The sequence below is a fragment of the Pantanalinema rosaneae CENA516 genome (assembly GCF_050753385.1).
Classification (GTDB): Bacteria; Cyanobacteriota; Cyanobacteriia; order Leptolyngbyales; family Leptolyngbyaceae; genus Pantanalinema; species Pantanalinema rosaneae.
Window position 1 is genome coordinate 19,691 of sequence record NZ_JBLZFZ010000011.1, and the last position, 12,776, is coordinate 32,466.

At 49.5% G+C, this 12,776-nt stretch carries 10 protein-coding genes; 5 read left to right on the top strand and 5 right to left on the bottom strand.

Annotated elements, in window-relative coordinates:
• Positions 1–236 precede the first annotated feature (236 nt).
• Positions 237–3,719 carry an ATP-binding protein gene (locus tag ACN4EK_RS08380; protein ID WP_431657393.1) on the bottom strand — a complete coding sequence of 1,161 codons (3,483 nt, stop codon included), beginning with the start codon at positions 3,717–3,719 and terminating at the stop codon, positions 237–239.
• A gap of 326 nt (positions 3,720–4,045) precedes the next feature.
• On the opposite strand from ACN4EK_RS08380, the gene ACN4EK_RS08385 reads away from it, so the two are divergent.
• The 5 genes from ACN4EK_RS08385 (at position 4,046) to ggt (ending at position 9,486) form a co-directional block, all read left to right on the top strand.
• Positions 4,046–5,017, top strand: coding sequence for a circadian clock protein KaiA (locus ACN4EK_RS08385; RefSeq protein ID WP_431657394.1), 972 nt, complete (start codon positions 4,046–4,048; stop codon positions 5,015–5,017).
• Positions 5,018–5,034: 17 nt separating this feature from the next.
• Positions 5,035–5,352 carry a circadian clock protein KaiB gene (kaiB, locus tag ACN4EK_RS08390; protein WP_431657395.1) on the top strand — a complete coding sequence of 106 codons (318 nt, stop codon included), beginning with the start codon at positions 5,035–5,037 and terminating at the stop codon, positions 5,350–5,352.
• An 87-nt stretch (positions 5,353–5,439) separates the two neighbouring features.
• Positions 5,440–6,993 (top strand): circadian clock protein KaiC, encoded by a 1,554-nt coding sequence (gene kaiC / locus ACN4EK_RS08395; RefSeq protein ID WP_431657396.1) that lies wholly within the window; start codon positions 5,440–5,442, stop codon positions 6,991–6,993.
• Positions 6,994–7,054: 61 nt separating this feature from the next.
• Positions 7,055–7,630 carry a hypothetical protein gene (locus ACN4EK_RS08400; RefSeq protein WP_431657397.1) on the top strand — a complete coding sequence of 192 codons (576 nt, stop codon included), beginning with the start codon at positions 7,055–7,057 and terminating at the stop codon, positions 7,628–7,630.
• Positions 7,631–7,734: 104 nt separating this feature from the next.
• Positions 7,735–9,486 (top strand): gamma-glutamyltransferase, encoded by a 1,752-nt coding sequence (gene ggt, locus ACN4EK_RS08405; protein ID WP_431657398.1) that lies wholly within the window; start codon positions 7,735–7,737, stop codon positions 9,484–9,486.
• A gap of 109 nt (positions 9,487–9,595) precedes the next feature.
• Here the strand turns inward: ggt and ACN4EK_RS08410 are convergent, their stop codons facing one another.
• The 4 genes from ACN4EK_RS08410 to ACN4EK_RS08425 form a co-directional block, all read right to left on the bottom strand.
• Entirely contained in the window at positions 9,596–9,787 is a 192-nt protein-coding gene (locus ACN4EK_RS08410; RefSeq protein ID WP_431657399.1) for a hypothetical protein, read from the bottom strand.
• Positions 9,788–10,006: 219 nt separating this feature from the next.
• Positions 10,007–10,798, bottom strand: coding sequence for a hypothetical protein (locus ACN4EK_RS08415; RefSeq protein WP_431657400.1), 792 nt, complete (start codon positions 10,796–10,798; stop codon positions 10,007–10,009).
• A gap of 245 nt (positions 10,799–11,043) precedes the next feature.
• Positions 11,044–11,664: a Uma2 family endonuclease gene (locus tag ACN4EK_RS08420; protein ID WP_431657401.1), complete on the bottom strand. Its 621-nt coding sequence runs from the start codon at positions 11,662–11,664 to the stop codon at positions 11,044–11,046.
• Positions 11,665–11,721: 57 nt separating this feature from the next.
• Complete coding sequence (locus ACN4EK_RS08425; RefSeq protein WP_431657402.1) at positions 11,722–12,768, bottom strand: cysteine hydrolase family protein; 1,047 nt, start codon at positions 12,766–12,768, stop codon at positions 11,722–11,724.
• Positions 12,769–12,776 lie beyond the last annotated feature (8 nt).

The following is a 12,776-nucleotide window of genomic DNA, read 5'->3' on the forward strand; positions in this document are numbered from 1 at the left end:
TCTGATCAATCCGCGACTTCGATGGCATTGACATTTCGTAACAAAAAGTTTTACATTTATTTACAATAAAACTAACCGTTCAAACCCACATTTCTACTGGCGGTTTGTTTGATCAACAGACTGAAGTAGTCCACCTGTTAATAACTCATTTGGATTCTCCTTAGTGTTTACCCGGCAGTGCGTCGGGTTTTTTATTGGTTGAAGATAGGGGAATTAATTTTCGACTAATCGAGCTTTCAGCCAGTCACAATCTGCTGGATGTAATGGAGTAATTCTGGCATCGGCGTAGCGTGGGTGAGGATCTGGGTCGCTAGCTGTTGAATAACGGCTGGTAGCTCGATCGCCATCCTGGGAGGATCCTGGGGATTGGAGTAGCGATGATCCAGCACTAATACAGGCGGTTTTATCGCCAGGTCATGCAGAGCCAGCAACTGTTCTATGACACTCCCAGGTAGTTCAGGCGTGGTACAGCCAATCAGGAGTAGATCAATACTCTGGGACTGGACTTGATACAACACTTCTTGCCAGGAACGGGCGATCGATCCACTAAAACCAGCCGTTTGGAGATACTGCATCAGGGCTTGTAGCCACTCGGCCTCCTGGGGCAAACTGCCAAGGGTTAGCGTGGGTGGCGTGGGCGAAGTTGTGGCTTCGGGGGATAGGGGTAAGGTTGCCAGGTCGATCGCCAGCACCGTCGGTCGCCAAACATACCCTGCGGCTACCTGTACAACCCGTAGTACAGCCGACACCTCCGGATCACCGTCCGCAAAGGGCTTTGTATCAGGCGCTGCCAGACAGGGAAATACTAATAGACCAGGGATCTGGTTAGCGGCTTGGGTGGTGGCGGGATCCAGCAGAACCAATGGCAAGGCTGCCAGAAATGTGTGATGACTGAATTGTTGGAAATAAACATCTGGATTGGGAACCGCTCGATCTAACAAAATCACATCCGGTTTCCAGACCCGTGCCAGCAGTTCCGCCTGCTCCAGATCATCTGCTTCTAAGACCCGGTAATGATGGGAGTGTAGCAATTGATTCAGATCCAGAGTCGAGCCATGCCAGGGGGAAGGATGGGTGTTGTATAGGAGAGGAGGACTGAGGCGCAGAATGGTCAGTCTACTGGAAGTGGGACGCGATTTAGGTGCACTCGATGGCGCTACGAATTGCTGTAGCACCGTTTGGAGTGCCTTAGGCGCGATCGGCATACTGAGAAAGCCGTTGGCATGGCTATGACGCGCTTCCTCTTGATCAACAGTCGTTGCCGTCACCACTACCGGAATTTGCCGTGTTTCTAGATTAGATTTGAGCAGGGTTAGGACATCCCAACCGGATAACAGGGGCAGGAGCGGATTTAAAAAGATAATACAGGGTTGTAGCCGCCGGGCTTTTTCCAGGGCTTCTGTCCCCGATCGGGCAATCACCACCCGATAGCCTAAACCCGTCAATTGCTCAGATAATGCCTCGATCGACGGCGGAGCCGCTTCTACCACCAATACCAGTCGATCGCTAGAAGCCGCTGCCCGTGAGGCGGAGGGAGACAATGAGGCGGCAGACGATCGCTGAGACGAGCCGACTGAAGCCCGAGTATGAAGAGGCACACGTCCCGTAGGAGATCGGAAGGTCTGGTCAAAATCACTTAAGTCATCCGGGTCGGATAGCCTGGAGGGGCGGGTAGGCTGGGCGGGGGCAGGGGGTAACAACACTGTAAACTGGCTGCCCTGGCTTTCTTTGGATAGGAAGGTGACATCCCCACCATGGAGCCGCGCCAATCGTTGAGTCAGCACTAACCCCAGTCCAGTTCCCTCAAAGCGACGGGTCAGCGGATTTTCCAGTTGTTGGAACTTTTGGAAGATCAAATGCTGTTTGTCGGCTGGGATGCCGATCCCGGTATCCCAAACGGTGAAGGCAATCCACCCTCCCCAGCGACCCACTTTTAGCCCGATCGGATTATCGGGTTCCGTAAACTTGAGAGCGTTAGACAGCAGGTGGACAAGAATCTGCCGTAACCGCAGTTCATCTGCCACGATCGTCTCTAGACCGGGTTCAATTTCCAGGGAAAATTGGGCGATCGGGCAATCATCGGCCGCCGCCAGATCCTGCTTACTTTCAACCAGCCATAGCTGTTTTGCCTGATCAAACGCCCGACTACAGACCGATGGAATATTTACGGGTTCAAACACCAGATCCAACTGGCCGGTTTCTATCCGAGTCAGATCGAGAATGTCATTCACCACCGTCATCAAGTGTCGTCCACTCTGATAAATCAGTTGAGCATAGTGAATTTGGCGTTGATTCAATTGCCCTAGTGTTTGGTCCTTCAGCAAGCTGGATAATCCCAGTACGGCGGTGAGCGGTGTTTTGAGCTCATGGCTAATACAGGCTAAAAATTCGTCCTTGAGCCGGTTCAGTTGCACCAGATCAGCATTTTTAGCCGTAAGTTCTCTGGCGAGCTGCTGCTGTTCTGTGACATCCTGCGCCAGGATCAACCACAGCATTTCCTCGGGAGGCTCAACGCTCGCTACCGATGCTTCCCCCACTTCAGCAGGCTGAGTTGAGGTCAGGGTTGCCAGTCGGAATGGACAGGAGGCTTGCTCCGCCGCTTCGGCATCATCCAGTTCCGTCAAACGCATTGACCAATGGCTACTATCGATCAGGGACTTGGGTAACACTGCCCCTAACGGAATTTTAATAAACTGCCAAATGCGTTCCTGCCCATTTTTTAAGGCACAGACACAAATGCAGGTATTCGGTTTAGTACCGGAATAGCAGAGAGGAGCGTGCGCTAAACGCGGATCGGCAGCCGTAGTGCCAAAGGGTTGAGGAAATTCCGGATCTGGGACTCCCGTTGGGGTAGGGGCTTCCATCTCCGAGGTTTCTAAGACATTCGCCGCATCCCGTCCAACACACTCTGGCTCTAATAATTCGCCGACCTGTTCCTGCCAGACCAGATTTTGGACGACGACCTGCCCCTGATTAGTCTGTAACATCAGGGGTAAGGGTAATCGATCGAACAATTCTAGTAGCGCGGTTGAGGCGGTTGCCTCGCTGGTGTGGGTGAAGGGATCAGTCGTTGCTAATGGTGGGTGGGTTGCCTGAAGATGATGGATAATTTGTTGTTGCAACTGAATCTGCTGTTCCAGTTCTTTTTTTTGGGTCAGCAACTGCTGCATTAAAAAGATGATCGGTTGCTGCTGGGGCTGATAGCTGCCCTGCCCTAAGTGACCTGTCTGTCCTCCCAAGGGGGTGAACCCAGACGCGATCGCCGCCGGAGGGTGAGCCGTTAGGAGATTGGCTGTGAGTACCCGCAGCAGTTGAGTTTGATTCAGTAAACCTAAATAATGTCCCTGGCGATCGACGAAGGCATAGTGTCCGTCACCGGAGATTTGTAGCTGTCCTAATAGTTGCTCCAGGGTTAAATCGGCTGACAGCACCAGCACCGATTCCACGATCGTGGGCTCTAGCTGTAATAGGGGGGTGGCTAAAATTGGTTCGCTGGAGGGTACTCTCAGAACAGACTGCCCTAACCCCACCGTCAGGACATACGACATTAGGGTCGGTAAGCGGACAACGCCGATCGGGTGATACTGGGGATTAATTACAACTAACCGATCAATATCGATCCGGCTAAATTCTGCCAGAACCGTTGCCAGGGTCGCTGTAGTCGAGCAAGTAGGAAGCAGTTCAATCAATTCCGGGAGACAGGCAGTGTGCTGAGACATGAAAAACCTGCCTTGAGACGGCACAACGACGCGGCGATGAGTCAGTCTGCACTGGTCGTCCCCAATCAGAATGCCGCAGGATCCCTGACAGATTGACCATTAGTTCCACATCACGCTACCAAAGAGGAGAACGACACTTGGTAGCTTAGAGGTTCAGCGCCGTAGGGTGAGAATTTACTCCCACGATCGCTACCTTTCATTATGGCGTTCTGGAGGAGCAGATCACGTTGCACTTATAATTAATTAAGTGTTTAATTTTAACAAAATATTAAGTTTCCCAGATATTTGCTACCTGATTCGTCAAAACCCAGTTCCTATATCCTGGATTGAGCCTGGTTCACGCCCCCCTCTCTGAGTCTGATTTATCCTATTTATCCGCTAAAACCTTGCGTCCCCAACTCTTTATTGGCACTTTTCTGACCCATGATTCCCTGACTCAGACCATCCTGAAGGCACTGAGTCCCGATCGCTATAAGGTGATTTATGCTCAGAGCCAAGCTCAATTCTGGCAACTGATCGAGCAAGAGAAGCAGCATTTAGACTGTTTGCTGCTCCAGATCCAGGCGGATCTCCCCCAGATCATTAACTGGCTGTATGGGCAGGCTAGCCTGTTACCGGCGGTACTCATTGATCCGATCTCGCCCCCCGACAGGATCACCGCCTCTCCGGTCTCGGGCGATCTTCCCCCCGACAGTTCCGGCTCAACCGCTTCCGACCTATCGTTTACTTACCACACGGCAGAAGTTCACGTAACGGTTGACCAGTTGCCGGAAATAGATTGCTATATTGATCAGGCAATCCGTCAGTTTTTGGCACTTTCCCCTAACTGGCGTTCAACTAGCCCCGTGATCCCTACTCTGATCCGTGACCAACCAGCGTTGGATGTTTTAATCCGCGAACAGAATCGGCTCACCGAAAAACTTAAGGAGCGATTAGGATACCTGGGCGTGTATTACAAACGGAATCCCCAAAACTTTTTCCGCCACCTACCTTCTGACCAGAAACAGGAATTGCTGAACAAGCTGAAGCTAGAGTACCGGGAGATTGTGCTGCGGTATTTTGCCAATGATGGTACGCTGAACCAGCGGATTGATGACTTTGTAAATACAGTATTTTTTACAGACATCCCGGTAGCTCAAGTCGTTGAAACCCACATGGAGCTAATGGATGAATTTTCTAAACAGCTAAAATTGGAAGGGCGGAGTGAAGAAATTTTGCTGGATTACCGCCTGACATTGATTGATACAATTGCTCACCTATGCGAAATGTATCGGCGCTCAATTCCTCGAGAATCTTGAAAAGCTGAACCGAATCCATGAGTCCTCTAAAAAAAACTTACGTTCTGAAGCTCTACGTCGCTGGCAATACGCCAAACTCAATTCGTGCCCTGAAAACACTCAATAATATTTTAGAAGAAGAGTTTCAGGGGGTCTACGCCTTAAAAGTCATAGATGTGTTGAAAAATCCTCAATTGGCTGAGGAAGACAAAATTCTGGCAACTCCTACCTTGTCAAAAATTCTGCCACCCCCTGTGCGTAAAATTATTGGGGATCTATCCGATCGCGAAAAAGTGTTGATCGGGTTGGATCTACTGTATGAAGAACTGCGCGAGGAAGAAGCCAGTATCGAGTAAGGTAAACGCGTTATATACACTACGTTTTATGCTAAATGTAACGGATGGCTGATCTAGGCAGGAATGGCGGCTTAAATTACACCTTTTATGAATCAACTTAATCAAGCGACACAGAGCGATCAACCTAACACGATCGGGGTACAAAAAATCCGTACCATGATTGAGGGGTTTGATGACATCAGTCATGGTGGATTGCCTGTGGGGCGAACTACCCTGGTCAGTGGCACATCCGGCACTGGTAAAACTCTGCTGGCGGTGCAATTTCTATATAACGGCATTACCTGCTTTGACGAAGCTGGCGTATTTGTCACCTTTGAAGAGTCACCCACCGACATTATTAAAAATGCCTTTAGTTTTGGTTGGGATCTGCAAAAACTGGTAGATGAAGGCAAGCTATTTATTTTAGATGCTTCTCCCGATCCCGAGGGTCAGGATGTCGTCGGCAACTTTGATCTATCGGCTTTGATCGAACGGATTCAATACGCGATTCGGAAATACAAAGCCAAACGGGTATCGATCGATTCTGTCACCGCTGTATTTCAACAATATGATGCCGCTTCTGTGGTGCGCCGGGAAATCTTTCGCTTAGTAGCACGGTTAAAACAAGTCGGTGCGACTACGATTATGACCACCGAGCGGATCGATGAATATGGGCCCGTGGCTCGCTTTGGTGTCGAGGAATTTGTCTCAGACAATGTGGTGATCGTCCGGAATGTGCTGGAAGGGGAGCGTCGTCGCCGCACTGTCGAAATTCTCAAGTTGCGGGGCACCACTCACATGAAAGGTGAGTATCCCTTTACGATTACCAATCATGGGATCAATATCTTCCCGCTCGGAGCTATGCGCCTGACGCAACGATCGTCCAATGCTCGGGTGTCTTCGGGGGTCGAGGCTCTGGACGAGATGTGTGGCGGCGGCTTTTTCAAAGACTCGATTATTCTGGCAACGGGCGCAACAGGTACAGGTAAAACTCTATTAGTCAGCAAGTTTCTAGAAAATGCCTGTGTGCGCGGCGAACGAGCCATGTTATTTGCCTATGAAGAATCCCGTGCCCAGTTATCTCGGAATGCTTCCTCCTGGGGCATTGACTTTGAAGATTTAGAACAGCAAGGCTTACTGCGAATTCTTTGTACCTATCCAGAATCGATGGGGTTAGAGGATCATTTACAAATCATTAAATCCGAGATCGCCGAATTTAAACCGTCGCGGATTGCGATCGATTCCCTCTCTGCCCTGGCGCGGGGGGTGAGTAACAATGCCTTCCGGCAATTTGTCATTGGTGTAACCGGGTTTGCCAAGCAAGAGGAGATTACGGGCTTCTTTACCAACACCACCGATCAATTTATGGGATCGCACTCGATTACCGACTCCCATATTTCCACCATCACCGACACCATTTTACTGCTGCAATATGTCGAGATTCGGGGTGAGATGTCTCGGGCAATCAACGTGTTTAAAATGCGTGGTTCCTGGCACGATAAAGCAATTCGGGAGTACACGATCAGCGAACATGGGCCGGAGATTAAGGATTCGTTCCGTAACTTTGAGCGGATCATTAGCGGTTCACCCACCCGAATTTCGGTAGACGAAAAGAGTGAACTCTCTCGCATTGTTAAAGGGGTGCAGCGCGATCACGAATAACGATCGGTATGCAATTTTGCTACGGCAAGTAGAATATCCGGAAGCATAGTAGATCTCTGGCATGGTAGAAGGATGGACGATCGATGCCAAACCACTCGTTGAGCTAGTCGTTTTCACCTGGCTATTCTTGCTGGTTAACACATTGTTACTTGGTCAGGTGTTATCCCAGATGGGGATCAATTCCCGCCTGTTTCCGGGACTATGGTATGAAGCTGGCATCCTCCCAACTCAGCGCCCCTCGCGATCGCCTGCCCAATTTCTACCCACCTGGATTGTGTTTAATACCCTGTTGCTGCTGCGTGGCACTCAGGATTGGCTGATTGTGACATTGATAGCTGTGTTCGCGGCGGGAGTGAGTGACTATCTGTTCACCCGATCGCCCCAGCCCAATTATCACAGCATTTTATATAGCTACCTGGGGTTTCTATTGGTACGCGGCTATTTAGAATCCAGTCTCCTGTCTGCCTTGCTCTCGATCGCGCTCGGGTGTCTGTATAACCGCCTCCTTTGGGATATGACTCCTTTAGACAACGCAATTACCTGGAAACATCACCTGTTCGGCTTCACTGCCGGAGTCGCCGCTGCCCATTGGTTAGAAGCACTGACCAGCATATTGCCAGCCAGCGCTTTGTGGTAAGTAAATTTGTTGCTTTGAGGGAAAAACAAAATCATCACAACTTCGCGATCGCGGCAACCGAGATATACGAAAATCGGTTAGTTCATGCTTGGGATCAATTCACTATGCGCCGATCTATTCATCGTGTAATTGCCATCGTGACGGTTAGCTGGTCGATCGGGGGGTTGAGTAGCCAACCAGGGTTAACAGCGAGCGATCGGGGCAAGCAAGGAGTGGTGGTATCGGCGCACCCCCTAGCGAGCCAAGCTGGACTGAAAATGTTACAGCAGGGGGGGAATGCAATCGATGCGGCTGTGGCAACGACTTTAGCGATTTCTGTAGTAGAACCCTTTTCAGCTGGAATTGGGGGCGGTGGGTTTCTATTGCTGCGATCGGGGCAAACGGGTGAAATTAAAGCGTTGGACTTTCGGGAACGGGCACCCCTGGCAGCTACGCCAACCATGTATCGGGATCAAGCGGGTCAGGTGCAGACTGATCGCAGCAAAAAGGGGCATCTGGCGGTCGCCACCCCCGGGACGATCGCGGGACTCGCAGAAGTTCATCGGCAGCATGGACGCTTGCCGTGGAACACAGTGGTTGCTCCAGCGATTCAGCTAGCCGAGGAGGGGTTTCCCGTCAGTTCACGGTTGTTAGCCGCGATCAACCAATCTACGTTGCTGGCTGATCCCAATGCCCGCCAGATTTTTACCCGTAATGGGACTACTCCCTTACAGGTGGGAGATGTGCTGGTACAGCGAGATTTAGCCACGACGTTGCAAGCGATCGCCCGTGATCCCCAGGTGTTTTATACCGGAGCCATTGCTCAAGCGATCGTTGAGGATATGCAAACTAGAGGCGGTTTGATCTCCCTCGCTGATTTGCAACAGTACCGTCCTATCTGGCGAGAACCGCTCTGTGGCACCTTCCGGACGGCGCGGGTTTGCTCTATGCCATTGCCCTCCTCTGGTGGTGTGTTGCTCTTAGGAATGCTGAATTTGATTGGGGAGACTGATTTAAAGGCAATGGGACGGCAGCATCCGCAAGTGTTGCATTTCTTAATTGAAGCGATGAAAATTGCCTACGCCGATCGCGCGGCATACCTGGGGGATCCGGATTTCGTGCCGGTTCCGGTTGCTGCCCTAATTAGTCCAGACTATGCCCGAATTCGGCGGCAGGAAATTGATCCCCAACGTGCTCGTCCCTCAACTAGTGTCAAACCTGCTGATCCCCAATTACTACAACGGCTGTCAAACCAACCTATCCCTCGGCAACCCGCGATTCGATCGCAGACCAAAGAATCGGCAGATACCTCGCATTTAAATGTGGTCGATCGCGATGGTAATGCCATCAGTTTGACCTTCACAATTAATCTGGGATTTGGTGCAGAAGTGTTGGTTCCCGGAACGGGGATCATTCTAAATAACGAAATGGATGATTTTGCGATCGCGCCTAATGTGCCCAATGCCTTTGGTTTGGTGGGGGGTGCGGCGAATGCGATCGCGCCTGGTAAAACACCGTTGTCTAGTATGACTCCGACGATCGTTACAGAAAACGGTGAATTGCGCCTGGTGACTGGATCTCCGGGCGGCAGCACAATTATCACAACCGTTTTACAAATTGTGCTAAATGTATTGGTTTATGACTTGACTGTGAAAGAGGCGGTAGCGGCTCCCCGATTACATCACCAATGGTTGCCAGATCAAGTAGGAATGGAAACAGGCTTTGAGCCAGCGACCCTGGCAAATTTACGACAGCGAGGCCACAACATTGTGGAAGGTAGAGGTTGGGGGAATGCGAATGCGATCGTGCGCACACCGAAGGGTTGGTTGGAAGGAGCGGCTGATCCCCGAGGTGAAGGAGCGGTTGCGGGATACTAAGCTGCGGATTACAGGAAGGCAACTACTAAGGAAACGGCTAGACCAATCACTAGCATTTGCATCGTGATGATCTGAATCAGAAATTTAATCGGTTGCCAGTCAGTATTCATTAATCCACCACTTTCAAAAGTCCACTGCGTAAGCGATCGAAGATCAGATTGATTAAGTTGCGATCGGCGGTATTCAGGCTACTTAACGATAACAGCAGATGCTGATCAATGCGTGTAATTTGGCGGGAGCTAAGAATCCGGTCAACAATCTCTTGAATGGCATCAGTGGGTAGTGCAGTTGAAGAGTTCATAAGAGTGGGGCTAACTCGGTACTCTTCAATTATGGAGCTAGTCTTCCCAGAACTAGGTGATGATTCAGCATACCTTAATGTGATGTTGAGAGAGAAATCAAGTGATATCGATCACGGCTAAACTAGAGTTCACTAGAATAACCGTGTTCAGCAATTCGCACAAGGCTTAATCAGAACTACCACTGCATCGGCGATCGCTCCGCAAACTTCAAGAGAACTTTATGGAGTGCCAAATCCACCTAGGGAGGTTTGGTTAAAGCTACCAGCACTTTGACTGGCTCGAACCGCCGACTGGGAGAACATTTGAAAAGCCTGACGAATTTCTTTCTGCCCGTTACCCGGCGTTAAAACCCATTCATCTCGAATGCCCATCTCCCGAAATACCTGGCGGAAATCAGTATCGCCATCATCAATTCCCATTGCCGCAATAATGTGATTTTCAGTGCGTAACATATCTTGCACGATCGCCTTTACCGTTTTTGCGGTAGCCCGTTGGGAATGACCATCCGCACCATCAGTAATCATCAACGTCACAGTTCGTACTGGCACACCATGATCAGAAAACTCCTGTGCCTTAGCTAAGACAGTGCCTAACAACACCACCGTTTGATCATACAAAGGGGTTCCTTGATTGGGATAGTAGTTTTGCTCCGTCATCCGGACTGCTTGCGACACCGAACAGTAGGGATACAACACAAATCCATTCAAATAGCGATTATGAACCAAGATGCTATCTTGCTGATGAGAACTCATGAGCGCATCAATTACCGTGTTATGTCCCGATCGCACGATCGCGGCATTGCCAGCATAATCGATCGAGCCAGAATCATCTGGCATCAGCGTCACTAATACCACTTCACTTGCCATGACATCGTCAACGTGAACACCCAGTCCTGCCTGAATTTGCGCTCCAATGTCATGGACATTCAACGCCTGGAGTGACGCATTAGATAGTGTGCCTTCCGCCTGAGCCGATTGAAATAGTTGATTGAGATCCGGTGCTTGAGACATAATTCAACTCCTGGTCAGAAAAAATCGATAGGTGAACTCTGGAGAGCGATCGTTTTGATGCTCTCTAGGCTAGGGTTAATTGCAGTCAGAAAATTAGGCTGTGAACCCTGAACAGAAATCTGTAGCAACCTGAAATCAAGGTGAACAGAAGCACCCATAAGCGCTACTTACTATCCTCGTTAGCGGATTACTAAATAAACGAGGATTGTCTTTGGATTCAAGCGATCGAGGAACTGTTTACAGGTTCAATCAGGTAGCAAACCAGCGTTAAAAACCATATTCGCGGTTAGTTCCAAATTAGGGAAAACAGTTGAAATTAGAGATTGATCTTCCCGATATTGGTTGAGATGATATTCTCCATTCACTAACGTACAAATTGTGAGTGTAGGTTGTTTTGGAGAACCAATATTCCGTTCCGCACCTAATGCTTTATAGTCAATAATCCAATATTCTGGAATGCCTAGAGCTTCGTAGTCAGAGAGTTTGAGTCCATAATCATCTCGCCAATTGGTACTCACCACCTCAACCACCAATTGTGCAGATGTGCCTTGAGTAATCGTAGAAGCAGTTTCCCATAAGGGATCAGTGTTCAGGTAAGTCAAATCGAGAACGACAACATCTGGAATATAGCCCGCACCTGGGCGATTAGGCTTCACAACACAGGTTTTCGGAATCCGATAGGGCAAATTAGCTTGTAGAGCAACATCTGTTAATTGATAGCTGAGAAATCCAGAAATCAATTCATGTTTGCCGATCGGTCGCACTTCGATTACCTCTCCTTCCACCAGTTCGTAACAGCCACCATTCTCGGGATACTGTTCTAAAAATTCCTCGAAGGTCAGAGGTTTGGTTTGTGCCTGAACCATAGGGGAACCCTCCATGTCTATAACTAGGATAACAAGTGATCATGTTCAGGGTTTGGACTACAAAGTGATACCTGACCAATCAGCGATCGCAGTTGTAGACTTAACCAAATACATTCCAGCATCGGCAAATCGCTGAAATGCCGCATCTGCCTGATCGGTAAAATCGACAATGCCAGGGACAACGACGGGTGAAGTGCAGTCTTCTAATAAGTAAACTTTCTGTGCCAGTTTAGGGTCTTGGGCCTGGATTTCAGTTAACAAATCTGCGATCGTCCAGGCGACACAATGACTCTTGGCTTGTCCGGCAATAATCACCGCATCAAACTCCAATAGCTTTTGAATAAACCGAGCATTCTTTTGCGCGATCGGGCGACCTGTGGCATCATCCAGCACTTCGGGCCGCAAAACAGAATAATTCTCGGTTAAGGGATTACCACCTTTAATCTCGAAATTCGTTTGACTGTGCCGAGCAAGATTATGCACAAAGCACGCCTCTTCAACAGCCGGTACCAAGGCATGACCAATGCCCCCTAACATCGAGTGATACGGCCAGATCGTGAGTGGATATTTACCCTCATCACTCAATCGCTTGACATAGTGTAAAGCAAAGGATTGCAGTCCTGGATAGTTGCCCTTAGCGAGGGAATAGGCGATCGCTGGACTCACTTTCCAAACTCCCGACTGCACCTGATCTAATGTAATCATCGTCATAGGAGCCGGATTTTCACCCGTATCATTCACCCAGAACATTGGATGAAAAATTTGCATGGCTGTATGCGTATCCATTGTCGGGGCGATTTCAGTAATCACGCCTAAGTTGCGATAAATGAATTCGCATAACCGTTGATTATCCTCGACCGCACCCATTCCCGATCGACCCCCCACAAATAACTCAAAATCAGGAATACAGAACGTGTTTTGAGCATCAATAATCATCAAACAGATCCGAGTTTTATCCTTAGCTGCCGCTTGTAAGTGGTGCTGTTTTGCCCAATCTCTAGCTTGAATTGCTCGCTCCTGATAGGGCACTCGCCATACTTCGCCAACCCGACGCGGATCAAAAAAGCTGGGAATGGGTAACTGGGTTGTCGTTTGAGTCACCATAGTCTTCT